Genomic DNA, 17649 nt, shown 5'->3' with positions numbered 1-17649 from the left:
GACCCCAGGATCGCGCGCAGCACGCCTACTCATGCAGATCGGGCCCCGGGTGCCCGGCGAGGAAGCGACGGGCCTGCCGCTCCTGCCGCAGCAGCAGCGGCACAGCAACGGCGGCGAGACCCACGAGCAGGACGGCCGCTACGGCGTATCCACGTCGGAAACCCGATCAGCAGGCCTGTCCCACAGCACGGCCTGTCCACCGACGAGGACCATCAGGCCTCGCTGGGCGAGCAGGTTGGACGCCCAGGTGCCGGGCGAGCGGTAGCCGGCCGCGGTGGAGGGGTTCCCGCCCGCGCACGACGGCGAGCAGCTCATTGCGCTGATTCTTGTTCAGGACGGCCAGCGGACTCCGCCAGGCCGCCATCCGGCGGTTCGCACGGAACTGGGAGACGACGCCGACGAACAACACGACCAGTCCGGCTCCCGCGACTGCCAACCCCTCGATCTCCTGCCACTGCGGCACGTCGGCCGGGGTGGAACCACCACCGGAGCCGTCGGCCAGCCAGGCCACCCCGAATCCCAGGGGCCCGCCCAGAAGCGCGACCACCACGAGGACGAGCAGAACCCTGGTCCGGAGCGAGCGTCGTATCCGCCTTTCGGCCGACTCGGTGGGCAAGTCGTCGAGCAAGGACTGGGCCTCCGACCAGCGATCCTCGTCCGACGTCACGCCGGCAGCCTGCCGCAGGTCGGAGCCTCGTGCGCTCGGATCGATCCGGGATCGACCGGCCGGGGACACGGCTTCTGGTGCGCCCCGGGCCGCGTCGGTGGCCACCCGTTGTCGACGCGGCGTGGTGTCGGCGGTCGTGGACACGACGCCGCGTCGACAGCGGGTGCGGACGTCGCGACCGGCGCGGCGGCGTCAGCGCTGGTCGGGGTGCACCCAGCCGATCGCGGGCGCGACGTGCCGCACGACGTTCTCCAGCAGCCGGGCGTTGTAGTCCACGCCGAGCATGTTGGGCACCGTGATCAGCAACGTGTCCGCCTCCTGCACGGCGGCGTCCTTCGCGAGGTCCTCCGCCAATGCGTCGGGCTCGCCGACGTAGCTCTTGCCGAACCGGGCCCGCACTCCTTCGAGGATGCCGACCTGGTCCTCGCTCGACCGCTCGCCGCCGAAGTAGGCGCGGTCCTCGTCGCTGACGATCGGCAGCACGCTGCGGCTGACCGACACCCGCGGCTCGCGCTGCCAGCCGGTCTGCGCCCACGCCGTCTGGTAGCGGGCGATCTGCTCGGCCTGCAGCTCGTCGAACGGCACGCCGGTGTCTTCGACCAGCAGCGTGGAGCTCATCAGGTTCATCCCCTGTTGCGCCGTCCACTCGGCTGTCGCCCGGGTGCCCGAACCCCACCAGATCCGGTCACGCAGGCCGGGTGACTGCGGCTGGATCGCCAGCCGACCGCGCGCTCCCCGGTCATGCCCGGATCTGCCTCGACCACGGTCTGCCCCTCCAACGCGGCGAGGAACAGTGCTGTCTTCTCGCGCGCCAGGTCGGCGTCCGTTGCGCCCGACGGCGGCACGTAGCCGAACGCCTCGCTGCCACGCAGCGCCGTCTCCGGTGAGCCGCGGCTGATGCCGAGCTGCAGCCGGCCGTCGCCGAGCAGGTCGGTCGCCGCCGCCTCCTCGGCCATGTAGAGCGGGTTCTCGTACCGCATGTCGACGACGCCCGTGCCGACCTCGATCCGGCTCGTGCGGGCGGCCATCGCGGCCAGCAGGGGGAACGGCGAGGCGAGCTGGCGGGCGAAGTGGTGGACGCGCACGTACGCGCCGTCCACACCGATCTCCTCCGCGGCGACCGCCAGCTCGATGCTCTGCCCCAGTGCGTCCCGGCCGGTCCGCACCTGCGACCCGGGGATGGGCTGCCAGTGCCCGAAGGACAGGAATCCGATCCGCTTCTCCACGACGGGGAAGCGCTTGCGATGTACGAGCTGTTCCCGAGGGTCACCCGCGCGGGAAGGTTGCCGGCCTCGCGGTGCACGGCGCGGTCGGCGGCCCTACGACGAGGGTCGGACGACGCCTGCCGAGCGCAGATGTGACGGAGGCCGTCACCCTGCTTGGCACAACCCGCCGAACGCGCGCGCGCAGCTAACGCACTGTGACGGCACGATCACGACTCTCCGTGACCAGGGTCCGTCACTTACCGACGAGGATGGGTGACCCTGTGCTGGTGAACATCCCCGCCTCTGAGGTGCCCCGGACGCCCGCCGCATCGTCCGGCGGTGCCGCCGGGCAGCGCATGCGGGCCATCGACACCCTCCTCGCCGACCGCGGCCAGCTGTTCCAGGCCCTGTTCCTGTCCGCGCCGATCCCCAAGGCGCTGGTCGAGCTCGACGGTCACATCCTGGTGGCCAACCCCATGCTGTGCGCCCTCACCGGGCGGACCGCCGACGAGCTGGCGGGTCGGCACGTCGACCTCTTCGCTCACCCTGACGACCCGCCGGTCGCCGACCTCGGCCTCGTGCCGGCTGCGAACGAGCCGGCCGACCTCGACCCGCACCTGATGCTGGACGGCGAACGCCGCCTCCGCCGTTCCGACAGCACCGAGCTGTGGGTCGTGCAGTCCCACGAGCTCGTGCGGCACAACAACGGCGTGGCCCAGTTCGTCGTCCTCTCCCTCGTCGACGTCACCGACCGGCGCCGCGCGGAGGACGACCTGGTCCGCCGCGCCTTCACCGACCCGCTCACCGGGCTGCCCAACCGGCGGGCACTGACCGACCGCCTCCGGCACGCCGTCGCGCTGTCCCGCCGCCGCGGCCTGCACGTGGGCCTGGTGCACCTCAACATCGACCGCTTCAAGGCCGTCAACGACTCCCTGGGCCACGAGGCGGGCGACCTGCTGCTCAGCCAGGTCGCCGACCGGCTGCGCTGGAGCACCCGCGTCGAGGACACCGCCGTCCGGCTCGGTGCCGACGAGTTCCTCGTCGTGGCCGAGGACGTGGAGGACCTCGACGGCCTGCGCGCCCTGGCCGACCGGCTGCTGGCGGTGCTCGACGAGCCCTTCCTCGTCCACGACCGGGAGCTCACCCTCTCGGCGAGCGTCGGTCTCACCCTCGGCTCCGACACCACCCCCGACGACCTGCTGCGCCAGGCGCAGAGCGCACTCACCCGCGCCAAGGCCGACGGCAGCCGGGCCCGGATCGAGGTGCACGAGGGCGCGCTCAGCCGGGACGACGTCGACGCCCTGCAGCTCGAGACCGACCTCAAGCACGCTCTCGACAACGAGGAGCTGCGGCTCTTCTACCAGCCCATCGTGCACCTCGCGGACGAGACGCTCTTGGGCTACGAGGCCCTCGTGCGCTGGGAGCACCCCACCCGCGGGCTCCTCCCGCCGGCCGCCTTCCTCGACGCCGCCGAGAACAACCGGCTCACCTCGAAGCTGGGCGCCTGGGTGCTGCACCGCGCCTGCACCGACGCCGCCGCGTGGCCCGACGACCTGCGCGTCCACGTCAACGTCTCCGCCCGTCACCTCGCCGAGGAGGGGTTCAGCGAGCTGGTCGCCGAGGCGCTGGCGCTCTCCGGGCTGGCCCCGCACCGCCTCGAACTGGAGATCACCGAGTCGACGGCGCTGTTCGCCGCCGAGGCGACGCTGCACTCGGTCGCCGTCGTCACCGACCAGGGCGTGACGCTGGCGCTCGACGACTTCGGTACCGGCTACTCGGCGATCACCGCGCTGCACCGGTTGCCGATCCACACCGTCAAGATCGACCGGTCCTTCGTCGCCGACGTCGTCACCGAGCCCTCCACCGCCGCGCTCGTGCAGGGCCTCCTGCAACTGGGGCGGGGCATGGGCCTGCAGGTCATCGCCGAGGGCATCGAGGACCTCGACCAGGCGGCCTGGCTGCTGGACCACGGCTGCGCCATGGCCCAGGGCTACGCGTTCGGCCGGCCGGCCCCGCTGCCCAGCCCGGCCGCGGTGTTCATCGGTGAGATGACCGACGCCCCGGCCGAGGACGTCGCCGGTGAGCTCCTCCCCGCCGAGCTGGAGACTCCCGCGCTGCCCCAGCAGCGCAGCGCGCCGACGCTCCGGCAGACCGACCTCGACGACACCGGGGCCTTCGCCACCGGTCCGCTCAGCGACGAGCACGGCGACCCGGAGGACTGACCAACCGGGTCGCCCCCGTTGATCATCGTCTGCGTGCACGCGACACCGCAGGACACGCCGACAGGCCGTGCATGCAGACGATGATCGACTACGGTGGCCGGCGCGGAATGGCCGTCATGCGGACGAAACCGCAGGTGGGCGAGGATGGGCGGCATGCGCATCGACGTCGCCGCCACCCTCACCATGAGCTCTCCGGAGCCGGCGACCGCGCTGCTGCAGATCGCCGTCGCCGATCCGCTCAGCGAGCAGCTCACCGTGCTCTCCGATGGCACCGCCGTGGAAGCCGAGGAGTTCGAGGTGAACGGTGCCCGGGTGCACCGGCTGCAGCTGCTCGCCGGCGACACGACCGTCACCTACTCGGCGTCGACGGAGGACGGCGGATCCCCGCGGAAGGTCACCCCGCCGAGTGGGCCGAGGCCCTGCGCCCGAGCCGCTACTGCCCGTCGGACCAGCTGGAGGGTTTCGCGACGACAGAGTTCGACCGGACGACGCCGCGCGCAGCACTGGTCGCGACCGTGGCCGATTGGGTGCACCGGCGGCTGGTCTACACCTCCGGTGCGAGCCGCCCCGTCGACACCGCCGTCGACACCCTGCTCGCCGGCCAGGGCGTGTGCCGCGACTACGCGCACCTGACGGTCACCCTGCTCCGGGCGCTGGAGATCCCCGCCCGGCTGGTGGCCGTGTACGCGCCCGGCCTCTCCCCATGGACTTCCACGCCGTCGTCGAGGCCGATGTCGACGGCGTCTGGTCGGTGGTCGACGCGACGCGGCTGGCGCCCACTCGCTCGCTGGTGCGGATCTGCTCCGGGCGGGACGCCGCCGACACCGCTTTCCTCTCGCTCTTCGGCGGGGTCGCGCAGTTCCACACGCTGACCGTCACGGCGACGACGGGCGGCTCGCTGCCCGCCCCGGACGACGCCCCGTTCCCGCTGCCCTGAGCGCGTCAGCCGCGGTAGGCCTCCAGCAGCCGCAGCCAGATCTCGCTGATCGTCGGGTAGGCCGGCACGGCGTGCCAGAGCCGGGCGATGGGCACCTCGCCCACGACGGCGATCGTGGCGGCCTGCAGCAGCTCGCCCACGGCCGGCCCGATGAACGTCAGTCCGATCAGCACCTCGCGCTCGGTGTCGACGACCGCGATCGCGGTGCCGTCGTAGCCGTCGGTGAACAGCGAGGAGCCGGCGACCGTCAGGGGATGTCCACGACGCGGTGCGGGAGGCCGGCCTCCTCCGCCTCGCGGACCGTGCGCCCCACGCTCGCGACCTGCGGCGAGGTGAACACGACCGAGGGGTGGCGTGCCGGTCGGCGGTGGCGACGAACGGCGACCAGTCCGAGGTGTCGACGTCCTCGCCCTTCGCCCGGGCGACGATCGCCGCACCCGCCTGGCGGGCCTGGTACTTGCCCATGTGGGTCAGCTGCCGGCGTCCGTTGACGTCGCCGACGCCGTACAGCCACGGCAGGCCCGCGACCTGCTGGGTGTCGTCGACGTCGAGGTACGCCCCCGGCTCCAGGTCGACGGTGTCCACGCCGATGTCGGTGGTCCGCGCCCGCCGTCCGACAGCGACCAGCACCTCGTCGCCCCGGATCTCGTCCTCCCCGACGGTGAGCACCACCTCGCCGGCCTCGCGCCGGGCGGCGGTCACCGCGTTCCCCAGCCGCACGTCCACACCCGAGGCCCGCAGTGACGTGGCCACCGCCTCCCCGCGGCCGGCTCCAGCGGTGGCAGCAGGCGGTCCCCGTTCTCGACGAGCGTGACCTCGGCGCCCAGCCCGCGCCAGGCGGTGGCCATCTCGCAGCCGACGACGCCACCCCCACCACGAGCAACCGGCCGGGGACCTCCTTGGCGCTGGTCGCGTCACGGGGTGTCCAGAACTCGATCTCCCGCAGCCCGTCGATGGGCGGCACGGCGGCGCTCGAGCCCGTGCAGACCGCCACCGCGTGCCGTGCGGCCAGCCGGGTCTCGCTGCCGTCGGCCGCGGTGACCACGACGCTGCGCTCCCCGACCAGCCGCCCGGTCCCACGGAGCAGGTCGATGCCGGCGCCCTCGACCCACTCGACCTGCCCGGAGTCGTCCCAGTGGGAGGTGAAGGAGTCGCGGCGCTCCAGCGTCGCCGTCACGTCCTGCTCCCCGGTGACGGCCTGCTTCGCTCCGTCGACGTCGCGGGCCTCCGCGAGCACCTCGGTACCGCGCAGCAGCGCCTTGCTGGGCATGCAGGCCCAGTAGGAGCACTCGCCACCGACCAGCTCGTTCTCCACGAGGACGGCGGTCAGCCCGCCGCGGACGACGGCATCGGCGAGGTTCTCCCCGTCGAGCCTGCGCCCAGCACGATGACGTCATAGGTCTGCTCCTGGTCTGCGCTCACATGCTCCATCCTGTCGATGTGGTCGACTGGCCGCCATGCCGGTCGACCGCGCCGAGTTCTCCGCCGCCCTGGCCCAGTTCGCCGCGGGCGTCTGCCTGCTGACCGTGCGGGACGGCATCGACGACGTCGGGACGACGGTCAGCTCGGTCATGAGCGTGTCCGCCGATCCCCCGCTGATCGCCGTCGGCCTCTCCGCCGCGGGCTACCCGGCCGAGGTCCTCGAGGAGGTCGGGACGTGCGGGGTGACCGTGCTGGGCGCGCAGCACGCGATCGTCGCCTCGCGGTTCTCCTCCGCCGGTCGCCCGAGCGCTCGGCATCTCCTCGAGTCGGTGCCCTGGTCGCGGGCGCCCGGCAGCGACGCGATCGTGCTCGACGGCGGCCTCGCCGCCCTGGACTGCCGGCTGGAGCGACTGGTCGAGGCGGGCGACCACGTGCTGGCCCTGCTGGCGGTGGCAGCCGTTCCGGTGCTCACCTCCGGCGCCCCCGCTGCTGCGGCTGCGCGGCCGGTACGTGGACGAGTCCGGCCACCCCTCCAGCCGGTCCTGAGCGTGGATCGGGAATTCCTGCCGACGGGTGTCACATCCGCGGGCTCGGCGGTGCTTCCCTGGTGTGGAACCCGTACGGCCATCGGCCACCGCAGCAGTGCCCTTCCCCGGGCTGCGCGGCGCGGCGCGGCCCCGGACTGAACGGGGCACGGGCATGTCTCGCGCACGGGTCGACGTCCGGACCGACCTCGAGCAGGTCTTCCGCAGCCACTACGCGCGGGTGGTGGCCGTGGCTGCTCGCGTGCTCGGTTCCCGCGACCAGGCCGAGGACGTCGCCCAGGAGGTCTTCCTCTCCTTCGGCCGCTCCTCGGTGCCGGCGGACGAGGCCGGCGGGTGGCTGACCGTCGCCGCGACCCACACCGCCCTCAACGTGCTCCGCTCGGGTCGCCGCCGCAGCACCCGTGAGGAGATCGCCGGAGACGGTCCCACCGTCGCCCCGGACGTCGCCGACCTCGTGGTCACCCGCGAGGAGCGCAGCACCGTCCGCGCCGCGCTCGGCCGGCTGCCGCACAAGCAGGCGGCCGCACTCGTCCTCCGGCACAGCGGCCTCAGCTACGCCGAGGTCGCCACCGCCCTCGATCTGTCCCCGTCGAGCGTGGGCACCACCGTGCGCCGCGCCGAATCCCATCTGCTCGAGGAGCTGAACCGCCATGCGTCACCCGAGTGAAGGCATCCTGCGCCGACTGGTCGACGAGCCCGCCGGCGTGCCCGACGACGACCGTGCGCACGTCGCCTCCTGCCCGGCCTGCCTGCGTGCGCTGGAGGTCGCACGGGCCGACGCCCAGCTGGTCGGCTCCGCGCTCGCCGCCCCGATGACCGACGATCTGGACAGCGACGCCGCCTGGGCCCGGCTTACCGCAACTCAGGCACGCCCCGCGCCCGCCTTCCGTCCGATGCCCGGTGCCACGCGCCGGCGATGGACGGCGGCGGTGCGGCGGCCCGCGGTCGCCGCGGTGGGCGCGGTGGTCGTCCTGACCGGCGCCGGCGTCGCGGCGGCCAACGAGTGGCTGCCGATCTTCCAGACCGAGCAGGTGCAGACGGTCGAGGTCGCCTCCGCCGACCTGGTGCAGGTGCCCGACCTCTCCGCCTACGGCGACCTGCAGATCACGAAGGCGCCCGAGCCCGAGCAGGTGGCCGACGCCGCCGCCGCGCGCGAGCGGACCGGCCTCGCCGTCCCGGAGGTCGCCGAGCTGCCCGAGGGGGTGACGGGGGAACCGACGTACCAGGCGGCGGGCGTCGTGGAGGCCACGTTCACCTTCTCGGCCGAGAAGGCCGCCCAGGCGGCAGCCGCCGAGGGCGAGGAGCTCCCGCCCGTGCCCGCCGGGCTGGACGGCAGCACGCTGCGGATCCAGGCGGGCCCGGGCGTCGCGGCCGTCTGGACGCAGCCGACCGGCGTGCCGACGCTGGTCGTCGCGCGTGTCGGGGCGCCGACGGTGGACTCGTCCGGCGCGGAGTTCACCGACGTGCGCGACTACCTGCTGTCGCTGCCGGGCCTGCCCGAGGGCCTCGCCGATCAGCTGGAGAGCCTGTCGGAGGACCGCGGCACGCTGCCGCTGCCCGTCCCGGCGGAGATGGTGACCAGCTCGACCGCCGACGTCGACGGTGCCGAGGCGACCGTGCTGACCTCCCGCAACGGGCTGTTCGCCGGCGTGGTCTGGGTCGAGGACGGCGTGATGACGGGCGTCGCCGGAACGCTGAGCGCCGACGAGCTCCTGTCGGTCGCGCGTGGCCTCCGCTGACGCCGCTACCGTCCGCGGGGTGACCTCCGGGACCACCGGCGCGGCTGCCGCGCTCGCCGACCTGCCGCCGTCCCCGGCGGTCTGGTGCTCCGGACTGCGCAAGCGGTACGGCCGCCAGACCGCCGTCGAGGACGTGTCCTTCTCCGTGGCCCGCGGCGAGGTGCTCGGCCTGCTCGGCCCCAACGGTGCGGGCAAGACCAGTGTCATCAAGATGCTGCTCGGCCTCGTGCGGCCCGACGCCGGTGAGGTGCTGTTGCTCGGACGGCGGGCGTCCGACCCGCGCTCCCGCAGCGCGGTCGGCTACCTGCCCGAGCTGTTCCGCTACCAGCCGTGGTTGACGCCCCGCGAGGTGCTGGACCTGCACGTACGGCTCGCGAAGGCCGACGTCCGTGCCTCCGAGCGGCAGGAGTGCCTGGCGCTGGTCGGGCTCGCCGACCGCGCGGGCGACCGGGTGGGCGGGTTCTCCAAGGGCATGCAGCAGCGGCTGGGCCTCGCCGTCGCACTGGTCGCGCGCCCGGAACTCGTCGTCCTGGACGAGCCGACCAGTGCGCTGGACCCGATCGGCCGGGTCGACGTCCGCGACCTCGTGCTGGCGCTGAAGTCCCGCGGCGTCGCCGTGCTGCTCAACTCCCACCTCATCGGGGAGGTGGAGCGGGTGTGCGACCGGGTGGTGATCCTCGACAAGGGCCGGGTGGCGGCGTCGGGCACCCTGGCCGAGCTGCTCGGCCAGCGCGAGGTCCGCCTGCGGCTGGCCGGCGTGGACGGCCGCATCGAGGACCGGTTGCGCGCGGCCGGGTCGCTGACCCGCAGCGGCGACTGGTTCACCGTGCAGCTCACCGCGGACGACGACGGCGTCACCGTGCCCGACCTGGTGCGGGACCTGGTCGGCCTCGGGGTCGCCGTGCACGCCGTGGAGCCGGTGCGGATCAGCCTCGAGGAGCGCCTGCTCGCGGTGCTGCGGCACGACGAGCCCACGGCCGAGGGAACGCAGCGATGATCGTGCTGACCATCGCCGCGCTGACCCTGCGCGAGGCGTTCCGACGACGGGTGGTCTGGGCCCTCCTGGTCCTGACCGTGGCCCTGCTGGTGCTCAGCGGTTGGGGCTTCTCGAAGCTGATCGGGCTCGACACCGATCTCGGCACCATGACCAGCGGCGAGGCCCGGCTGGTGGCCTCGCTGCTGATCAACCTGATCATGTTCGGCTTCAGCCTGATCGCCGCGATCGGCACGGCGTTCCTGGCCGGTCCGACGCTGGCCGGTGAGGTGGAATCGGGGCAGGCGCTGTCGATGCTCGCCCGGCCGGTCCGCCGGTCCTCGGTGCTGCTCGGCAAGTGGCTGGGCCTGCTCACCTTCGGCTGCGGGTACGTGGTCCTGGCCGGTCTCGCGCAGCTGCTCGTCGTGCGCGCCGTGGTGGGCTACTGGCCCCCGTCGCCCGCCTCGGGGCTCGCGCTGCTCGCCGCCGAGACGGTCGTGCTGCTGACGCTGGCCCTGCTGCTGTCCAGCGTCGTCTCGCCGATGGCGTCCGGGATCGTCTCCGTGGGGCTGTTCGGCGCGACCTGGGTGGCGGGCGTCGTCGGCGGGATCGGCGGGGCCCTGGGCAACGAGGGCGTCGAGCGCGTCGGCACCGTGTCCCGCGTCCTGCTGCCCACCGACGGGCTGTGGCGCGGCGCGATGAACGCCTTCCAGGACCCGGTCGCCCTCGTCCAGATGGGCCCCGGCGAGGGCGGGTTCCCGTTCCTCAGCGAGGCGCCGCTGGCCCCGGCCTACCTGGCCTGGGCGGCGGTCTGGATCGCAGTGATCCTGGGCCTCACCGCGCTGTCCTTCCAGCGCCGCGACATCTGAAGAAGGCCCCCGGAAGGACCCCGCCGTCCCCAGCCTTCGCAAGCTCAGGCGGGACCCGGGACGGGGCCTGTGCGCACATCCGGTCGCGGCTGCCGAGAAGCGCGAGTCCTGCCATCCTCTCTCCAGCGGCGCGACGCCGTTCGACCGATCAGGACACGGGAGGGCGCATGAGCTCGACGGCGGGGCGAGCCACCGAACAGGCTGACGAGAAGCGCCGCGGCGCGTTCAGCTCCCGACGCGTCTTCATCCTGGCGGCCATCGGCTCGGCCGTCGGGCTCGGCAACATCTGGCGATTCCCCTACGTCGCCTACGAGAACGGCGGCGGCGCCTTCGTGGTGCCCTACCTGGTCGCCCTGCTGACCGCCGGCATCCCGTTCCTGCTGCTGGACTACGCGATCGGGCACCGCCACCGCGGCTCGGCACCGCTCTCCTTCGCCCGGCTGCGCCGTGGAACCGAGGGGCTCGGCTGGTGGCAGGTCGGCATCTGCTTCGTCATCGCCGTCTACTACGCGGCGGTCATCGCCTGGGCGGTGCGGTACACGTTCTTCTCGCTGGACGAGTCGTGGGGTGATGACCCCGAAGGCTTCTTCTTCGGCGAGTTCCTCCAGGCCGGGGACGTCGAGGTCACCGCCGACGTGGTGCCCGGAGTGCTCGTACCCCTCGTGCTCGTCTGGGTCGCCGTCCTCGTGATCATGGCCCTCGGCGTCCAGCGCGGGATCGGCGCGACGTCGTTGATCTTCATCCCGGTGCTGGTGCTCGCCTTCGCCGCCCTCGTGGTGCAGGCGCTGCTGCTGCCGGGCGCGGCCGGTGGCCTCGACGCGCTGTTCACCCCCGACTGGTCGGCACTCGCCTCGGCTCCCGTCTGGGCCGCCGCGTTCGGCCAGATCTTCTTCTCGCTGTCGATCGGCTTCGGCATCATGATCACGTACGCCTCGTACGTCGGGCGTCGCGAGGACATGATCGGCTCCGGCCTCGTCGTCGGCTTCTCGAACTCCGGCTTCGAGCTGCTCGCCGGCATCGGCGTGTTCGCCGCCCTGGGCTTCATGGCCCAGGCCAGCGGGGTCGCGGTCGGCGAGGTCGCCAGCGACGGCATCGGGCTGGCCTTCATCGCCTTCCCGACGATCATCAGCGAGGCCCCGGCCGGCGCCCTGATCGGCGTCCTCTTCTTCGGCTCGCTGGTCCTCGCCGGCATCACCTCGCTGGTCAGCGTGATCGAGGTCGTGATCTCCGCCGTCCGCGACAAGCTCGACACCAGCCGCCTGACCGCCACCCTCGCGGTCGGCGTTCCCGCCGCGCTGCTGAGCCTGGTCCTCTTCAGCACGACGAGCGGCATCTACGTGCTCGACGTCGTCGACCACTTCGTCAACCAGTACGGCATCCTCGTCGTGGCGCTGGTGAGCATGCTGGTCGTCTCCTGGGCGCTCCGGGCCCTGACCGGTCTCGGCGGGCACCTCAACGTCCACGGCCGCCCCCGGGTGGGCACCGGCTGGCGCGTGCTGACGAGCATCGTCGCCCCGGTGGGCCTGGCCGTCGTGCTCGTCCTCGCGCTGCAGGACGACCTGGAAGCGCCCTACGGCGACTACCCCGGGTGGCTGCTGCTGGTCTGCGGCTGGCTGCTGGTGGTGGCACTGCCGGTGGTCGGCTTCCTCCTCGCCCGGCTGCCGTGGCGCGCCGGGACGCATCTGGACGGGCCGCCACCCGGCTCCGATCCGGGGCCCCGTTGCACGCGGCCTCCACGACGGACCCCACTGCCCACGACCACCCGGTGACCGGGTACGACGAGGGAGGACCCCGATGAGCACGGCCGCGATCGTGATGATGGTGGTGGCGATGCTCGTGATCTGGGGCGGCCTCGCCCTGGCCATCGTCAGCCTGATGCGCCACGGCGCCGTCGAGGACCGCGCCGAGAATCTGCACCGGGACCTCTGACCCTCGGCGGACGACGGGCCGCCGAGGTGTTCGCCGGTGCCCTGCGGCGAGGATCGGCAACCGGTGTGCGGGAATCGGGGCCTCGGTCCGCGTGGTGACCCCGTTCTCCGCACACCCGCCGACGATGAGTCCCGCCCTGGTTCCCGGTCTTCTCTCCGAACCCGATCCGCACCCGAGGAGAGACATGACCGCGACTTACACCTTCGACGTCTTCGCCAGCCTCGACGGCTTCGGCTCCTACGACGACCGCGGCGACTGGGGCGGCTACTGGGGCAAGCAGGGACCGGAGTTTCTCGACCGCCGCCTCGCCCAGTACGAGGAGGAGCAGCGGTTGGTCCTCGGGGCGAACACCTTCCGGCAATTTGTGGAGTACCTGGGCCCGGGCACCGAGGGGCCGGGAGGGGACGACCCGGTCAACGACCGGATCAAGCGCATGCCCACGACAGTGGTGTCGACGACGCTCGAGGGCCCCTCGACTGGCCGGACGCCACCCTCGTGAGCGGCGACGCCGTCGAGGTCGTCGCCCGGCTCAAGGAGGAGTCCGAGGTGCCGTTGCGCTCCCACGGCAGCCTGTCGATGAACCGGGCGCTGATGGCCGCCGGCCTGGTCGACCGCGTCCAGGTGACGATCTTCCCCGTGATCACCGGACGGACCGGGACGGACCCGATCTTCGGGGGCGCGGCCGACTTCGATCTGGAGCTGATCGGGAGCCGGACGCTCGACGGCCGCACCCAGGAGCTCGTCTACCGGCCGACCGTGCACACCTGACGGGAAGCCCCGCCCGCCGTTCCGGCCGTCGAGGGCGACTAGCGTCGTGGACGATGACTGCCCTGCCCGGACCCCCACCGAGTCCGCGCTGCGCCGCGCGCTCACCCGCGCCGAGCGCGGCGTGACCCTCGACGCCGTCGAAGCGGAGACGTTGCTGCACGCCCGCGGTCTGGGCGACGGCGAGCCGCTGGACCGGCTGCTCACCGCCGCCGGGAGGGTTCGCGACGCCGGCCTGGCCTCGGCCGGTCGGCCGGGCGTGGTCACCTACAGCCGCAAGGTCTTCATCCCGCTCACCCACCTGTGCCGCGACCGCTGCCACTACTGCACCTTCGTGACGACGCCCGGGCAGCTACGGGCCCAGGGAAGGCGCCCTACCTCTCCCCGACGAGGTCCTCGACATCGCCCGCGCCGGGGCCGCGGTGGGCTGCAAGGAGGCGCTGTTCACCCTCGGCGACCGCCCCGAGGAGCGCTGGCCGGTCGCCGCCGAGTGGCTGGAGGCGCACGGCTTCGATTCCACGCTGGGCTATCTGCGTGCCATGGCGATCCGGGTGCTCGAGGAGACGGGGCTGCTCCCCACCTCAACCCCGGCGTCCTGTCGTGGGAGGAGATCCAGCGGCTGAAGCCGGTCTCGGCCTCGATGGGGATGATGCTCGAGACGACGGCCACCCGGCTCTGGTCGGAGAAGGGCGGCCCGCACTACGGCAGCCCCGACAAGGAGCCCGCCGTCCGGCTGCGGGTCCTGGAGGACGCCGGGCGCTCCGCCGTCCCGTTCACCACCGGCGTGCTGCTGGGCATCGGCGAGGACTACGCCGAGCGGGTGGAGGCCGTCGCGCAGATCCGGGCCAGCGCGCAGCGGCACGGGCACGTGCAGGAGGTCATCGTCCAGAACTTCCGGGCCAAGCCCCGGACGGCGATGCAGGCCCACGACGACCTGGAGCTGCAGGAGTACGTCGCCGCCGTCGCCGTCACCCGGCTGCTGCTCGGCCCGAAGGCCCGCGTGCAGGCGCCGCCGAACCTGAGCGACTCCACCGAGCTCGCGCTGCTGCTGCGCGCCGGCGTCGACGACTGGGGCGGCGTCTCGCCGCTGACCCCCGACCACGTCAACCCCGAGCGGCCCTGGCCGAACATCGACAAGCTCGCGGCGCTGAGCGCCGAAGCGGGCTTCGAGCTGCGCGAGCGGCTGGCCGCCCAGCCCGGCTACGTCCTGCAACCGGAGCCGTGGCTGGACCCGCGGGTGCGCCCGCACGTGTCGGCGCTCGCCGGGCCGGACGGCCTGGCCGTCGAGGGCGCGTCCCCGTCGGCCTGCCGTGGCAGGAGCCCGACGAGTCGTGGACCGCGTCCGGGCGGACCGACCTGCACGTCGAGGTCGACACGGTCGGGCGGACGTCGGACCGGCGCAGCGACTTCGACGCCGTCTACGGCGACTGGTCGGAGCTGCGGTCGCGCACCGAGAGCGCCCGGGACGGGCACCCACGGCCCTGGCCGCCGGTGACCCCGAGGTGCTGGCCGCACTGCTGCACGCCGAGCAGGACCCGGCGGGGCTGACCGACGCCGAGTACCTCGCGCTGCTCGGCGCCGACGGCACGGATCTGGAGAACCTGTGCGCTCTGGCCGACGCGGTCCGGGCCGACGTCAACGGCGACGACGTCACCTACGTCGTGAACCGGAACATCAACTTCACCAACGTCTGCTACACCGGCTGCCGGTTCTGCGCGTTCGCCCAGCGGCGCACCGACGCGGACGCCTACACGCTGTCGATGAGCCAGGTGGGTGACCGCGTCGACGAGGCGTGGGCGGCCGGCGCGACCGAGATCTGCATGCAGGGCGGCATCCACCCCGACCTGCCGGGGACGGCGTACTTCGACCTCGCCCGCACGGTGAAGGAGCGGCAGCCGGGCATCCACCTGCACGCCTTCTCCCCCATGGAGATCGTCAACGGCGCCGCCCGCACCGGGCTGTCGTTCCGCGACTTCCTCACCGAGGCCAAGGCAGCGGGCCTCGACTCCATCCCCGGCACGGCCGCGGAGATCCTCGACGACGACGTCCGCTGGGTGCTGACCAAGGGCAAGCTGCCGACGGCGACCTGGCTGGAGATCATCGCGACAGCGCACGAGGTGGGCATCCCGACGACGTCGACGATGATGTACGGGCACGTCGACACCCCCGCGCACTGGGTCGGGCACCTGCGCACGCTCAGCCGCCTGCAGGACGAGACCGGCGGCTTCACCGAGTTCGTGCTGCTGCCGTTCGTGCACCACAACTCGCCGATCTACCTGGCCGGGGTCGCGCGGCCCGGGCCGACGGTGCGGGAGAACCGGGCCATCCACGCCGTCGCCCGGCTGCTGCTGCACGGCCGCATCCCCAACATCCAGACGTCGTGGGTGAAGCTCGCCGACACCGGGACGAAGGCGGTGCTGCAGGGCGGCGCCAACGACCTCGGCGGCACGCTGATGGAGGAGACGATCAGCCGGATGGCCGGCAGCGAGAACGGGTCGCTGAAGACCATCGCCGAGCTCGAGGCCATGGCCGCCGCGATCGGCCGGCCCGCCCGCCAGCGCACCACCGAGTACGGCACCCCGTCGGCCGAGCGGCTCGCCACCGCCCACTCCGACGAGGGGCGCCGACGGCTCACTCTCTCGATCAAGCCGTCCTGACCGATCGGCCGCCCGTCCCAGGCACCCAAGCGTGGGCGGTGAGCCTCCAAGAGCGGTCTTTGTGGCACGGTGTAGCACCGTGCCGTTCCGATTCCATCTTCTCCGCGCTGTGCGCTCCAGGTCGCGTGTCGCGACGCCGGATCTAGTCCACTCCTCTCCGACGCGCGACTCCGAGGATGAGCGTAAAGCTCTCGCTCGCGCGTTAGAGTTGGCCCGCCAAACCTATGTTGAGGTTCTTGACGCCACGAAGCATCAGGACGACAAGGTCAACCGCTTTCTGGTTGCCATCGCCTTCCTGACCACCGGCGCCATAGCATTCGTCCTGAAAACAGAGTTGCTCGGTATCCGCTACATAGTCGACAATGAGCGCCTGCCGCTAATTGCCGTCGCGGCCGCCATGTATCTAGTTATGACGATCGCAGCGGTCATCCTCCTGCTAATGGCTCTCAGTACAGAACTAAAGCTTCCGGGTCGCAGCCAGCAGCAAACCGGAGAAGACGTTCGTCTCGACAAGTCGTTGCTGTACTTCCAGATGATCGGGTCGCAGCCGCTCCGGCAGTGGTTCCGCCGCTGGGACCAACCCGATGATCAGCTCGAAGACCTACTTCGCAAGCAGTACCTGCGAGAGGCCCACAATCTAAGCGAGCGCGCTCGGGTGAAGTACGGTCTAACCGACGAGGCAGCTGCGCTGTACATCTATGGGCTCATGTGGCTCGCCACCGGCCTACTCCTAGGAACGCACGCTTCACAACGCCCCTCAATGTTGAGGGTCACGACCGCCGGGCAGCATTTGACTCTGCCGCTGGCGTTTTGGCCATTGGTGATCATGACTTCGATATTCGCCGGACATGCCGCACTGCAAATCTACAATGTCTACAGACATGAACGCTCCGACGCCGAGGTTACCTGGCGGCTTGCGGCCAATCGATTTGTGAAGAAGCATGGCACTCCCGAGTCTGAACACTTCCGTGTTGCCTCGAGTGAAGGTCAAAGCTTCGCCGCAGCCCTTGGTGTACTGCGCTGGTTGGGGGCACTCTTGCCCGCCTACGCCATCTCCGCCGCTGGGGTCCTTATCGCAGATGGCAGCCCCCAGGCGGGTTGGGTGGTCACCGCGACCGTCGCTGCTTGCGCCTGCTTCGCGGCGGTCCGGCCGCGCTTGCGTGGACGCAGACTGCCGACATGGGGAGCAGCGGCTGCGACGGCCATCGCCATCGTGCTCCCGTGGGGGCCGTGGTGACGGGGTTCAGTTGGCTAGCGCTTGCCGCTGTCGCAGCGCCGGCCACTCTCTTGTCTCTCCTCACGGTGGCTCGACAACTCGTGCAGTCTCGCAAGCACCTGCGAGGCACCACGCGAGACCTGCAGGACACGGACACGGCGGATGCCGCGTTCGACCCTGGCCGAGCGAGCATTGGAACGCTCCTTCCCTACGCCGCGGCTCCGCGACGTGAGCGCACTGCCCTCACCCCCAGGGGTCCCGCACGCACCGGAGGGCACGGCACCCAGAGCGATCGTGTCCCTCTCCGGTGATTCCGCACGCCCCTCCGCCCGCTTGTCGCTACCCGGGTCTACGGTCACACGCATGGCACCGAGCGGCGACGCACACGGCCCCAGCGGTGAAGCGACGGTTACAGGCCTTCCTCCCGAGGAGCTGAGCGAGATGCTTATAGGGTTCGCAGCTTGTCTCGGAGTTGAGGGCCGCAACGCGGTCTACGTCAGCAC

The 17649-nt window shown here is 72.1% G+C and carries 20 protein-coding genes and 1 pseudogene; 16 read left to right on the top strand and 5 right to left on the bottom strand.

The annotated features are described in order from the left end of the window. Nucleotides 1-166 precede the first annotated feature (166 nt). The 3 genes from U6N30_RS06655 to U6N30_RS06645 all read right to left on the bottom strand — a co-directional run bounded on the left by U6N30_RS06655 (nt 167) and on the right by U6N30_RS06645 (nt 1893). A complete protein-coding gene (locus U6N30_RS06655) occupies nt 167-772 on the bottom strand; it encodes a hypothetical protein (protein ID WP_324276651.1) in 606 nt (201 codons plus the stop codon). Between the two features lie 87 nt (nt 773-859). After that, the gene (locus U6N30_RS06650) at nt 860-1285 is read right to left on the bottom strand and encodes a hypothetical protein (protein ID WP_324276650.1); all 426 of its coding nucleotides are present in this window, start codon (nt 1283-1285) and stop codon (nt 860-862) included. Nucleotides 1286-1290: 5 nt separating this feature from the next. Continuing rightward, entirely contained in the window at nt 1291-1893 is a 603-nt protein-coding gene (locus U6N30_RS06645) for an LLM class flavin-dependent oxidoreductase (protein WP_324276649.1), read from the bottom strand. A 287-nt stretch (nt 1894-2180) separates the two neighbouring features. On the opposite strand from U6N30_RS06645, the gene U6N30_RS06640 reads away from it, so the two are divergent. From U6N30_RS06640 to U6N30_RS33500, 3 genes are all read left to right on the top strand, one after another. Next, the gene (locus U6N30_RS06640) at nt 2181-4094 is read left to right on the top strand and encodes a putative bifunctional diguanylate cyclase/phosphodiesterase (RefSeq protein WP_324276648.1); all 1914 of its coding nucleotides are present in this window, start codon (nt 2181-2183) and stop codon (nt 4092-4094) included. Nucleotides 4095-4247: 153 nt separating this feature from the next. Continuing rightward, complete coding sequence (locus tag U6N30_RS06635) at nt 4248-4727, top strand: hypothetical protein (protein WP_324276647.1); 480 nt, start codon at nt 4248-4250, stop codon at nt 4725-4727. Then, the gene (locus tag U6N30_RS33500; RefSeq protein WP_422678038.1) at nt 4610-4966 is read left to right on the top strand and encodes a transglutaminase-like domain-containing protein; all 357 of its coding nucleotides are present in this window, start codon (nt 4610-4612) and stop codon (nt 4964-4966) included. The genes U6N30_RS06635 and U6N30_RS33500 overlap by 118 nt, the downstream gene beginning before the upstream one ends. Nucleotides 4967-5036: 70 nt before the next feature. Here U6N30_RS33500 and U6N30_RS06625 read toward each other — a convergent pair whose 3' ends face one another. Both U6N30_RS06625 and U6N30_RS33495 read right to left on the bottom strand, forming a co-directional pair. Then, a complete protein-coding gene (locus tag U6N30_RS06625) occupies nt 5037-5231 on the bottom strand; it encodes a hypothetical protein (RefSeq protein ID WP_324278188.1) in 195 nt (64 codons plus the stop codon). 310 nt (nt 5232-5541) lie between these two features. Continuing rightward, nucleotides 5542-6346, bottom strand: a pseudogene (locus U6N30_RS33495) (FAD-dependent oxidoreductase); the annotation flags it as partial. Nucleotides 6347-6488: 142 nt separating this feature from the next. On the opposite strand from U6N30_RS33495, the gene U6N30_RS06605 reads away from it, so the two are divergent. From U6N30_RS06605 to U6N30_RS06545, 13 genes are all read left to right on the top strand, one after another. Beyond that, the gene (locus U6N30_RS06605) at nt 6489-7139 is read left to right on the top strand and encodes a flavin reductase family protein (protein ID WP_324276643.1); all 651 of its coding nucleotides are present in this window, start codon (nt 6489-6491) and stop codon (nt 7137-7139) included. Between the two features lie 13 nt (nt 7140-7152). Then, nucleotides 7153-7665, top strand: coding sequence for a sigma-70 family RNA polymerase sigma factor (locus U6N30_RS06600; RefSeq protein ID WP_324276642.1), 513 nt, complete (start codon nt 7153-7155; stop codon nt 7663-7665). Between the two features lie 37 nt (nt 7666-7702). Next, nucleotides 7703-8737, top strand: a complete 1035-nt coding sequence (locus tag U6N30_RS06595; protein WP_324276641.1) for a hypothetical protein — start codon at nt 7703-7705, stop codon at nt 8735-8737. 19 nt (nt 8738-8756) lie between these two features. Then, nucleotides 8757-9734, top strand: a complete 978-nt coding sequence (locus U6N30_RS06590) for an ABC transporter ATP-binding protein (protein WP_324276640.1) — start codon at nt 8757-8759, stop codon at nt 9732-9734. Continuing rightward, nucleotides 9731-10579 carry an ABC transporter permease subunit gene (locus tag U6N30_RS06585; RefSeq protein ID WP_324276639.1) on the top strand — a complete coding sequence of 283 codons (849 nt, stop codon included), beginning with the start codon at nt 9731-9733 and terminating at the stop codon, nt 10577-10579. The genes U6N30_RS06590 and U6N30_RS06585 overlap by 4 nt, the downstream gene beginning before the upstream one ends. A gap of 167 nt (nt 10580-10746) precedes the next feature. Then, the gene (locus U6N30_RS06580) at nt 10747-12348 is read left to right on the top strand and encodes a sodium-dependent transporter (RefSeq protein ID WP_324276638.1); all 1602 of its coding nucleotides are present in this window, start codon (nt 10747-10749) and stop codon (nt 12346-12348) included. Between the two features lie 25 nt (nt 12349-12373). After that, nucleotides 12374-12508: a methionine/alanine import family NSS transporter small subunit gene (locus tag U6N30_RS06575; protein WP_324276637.1), complete on the top strand. Its 135-nt coding sequence runs from the start codon at nt 12374-12376 to the stop codon at nt 12506-12508. A gap of 184 nt (nt 12509-12692) precedes the next feature. Continuing rightward, nucleotides 12693-13007, top strand: a complete 315-nt coding sequence (locus U6N30_RS06570) for a dihydrofolate reductase family protein (RefSeq protein ID WP_324276636.1) — start codon at nt 12693-12695, stop codon at nt 13005-13007. Next, nucleotides 13004-13276, top strand: coding sequence for a dihydrofolate reductase family protein (locus tag U6N30_RS06565; RefSeq protein WP_324276635.1), 273 nt, complete (start codon nt 13004-13006; stop codon nt 13274-13276). Before U6N30_RS06570 ends, U6N30_RS06565 begins: the two co-directional genes overlap by 4 nt. 419 nt (nt 13277-13695) lie before the next feature. Continuing rightward, the gene (locus tag U6N30_RS06560) at nt 13696-13896 is read left to right on the top strand and encodes a hypothetical protein (protein WP_324278657.1); all 201 of its coding nucleotides are present in this window, start codon (nt 13696-13698) and stop codon (nt 13894-13896) included. Further along, on the top strand, nt 13869-14768 hold the full coding sequence (gene cofG / locus U6N30_RS06555; RefSeq protein ID WP_324278187.1) for a 7,8-didemethyl-8-hydroxy-5-deazariboflavin synthase CofG: 900 nt from the start codon (nt 13869-13871) through the stop codon (nt 14766-14768). The genes U6N30_RS06560 and cofG overlap by 28 nt, the downstream gene beginning before the upstream one ends. A gap of 7 nt (nt 14769-14775) precedes the next feature. Continuing rightward, the gene (gene cofH, locus U6N30_RS06550) at nt 14776-15930 is read left to right on the top strand and encodes a 5-amino-6-(D-ribitylamino)uracil--L-tyrosine 4-hydroxyphenyl transferase CofH (protein ID WP_324276634.1); all 1155 of its coding nucleotides are present in this window, start codon (nt 14776-14778) and stop codon (nt 15928-15930) included. 208 nt (nt 15931-16138) lie between these two features. Further along, nucleotides 16139-17167 (top strand): Pycsar system effector family protein, encoded by a 1029-nt coding sequence (locus U6N30_RS06545; protein ID WP_324276633.1) that lies wholly within the window; start codon nt 16139-16141, stop codon nt 17165-17167. Nucleotides 17168-17649 lie beyond the last annotated feature (482 nt).

Source organism: Blastococcus brunescens (assembly GCF_035320885.1).
GTDB lineage: Bacteria > Actinomycetota > Actinomycetes > Mycobacteriales > Geodermatophilaceae > Blastococcus_B > Blastococcus_B brunescens.
This window is presented reverse-complemented; position numbering and strand designations above follow the sequence as displayed.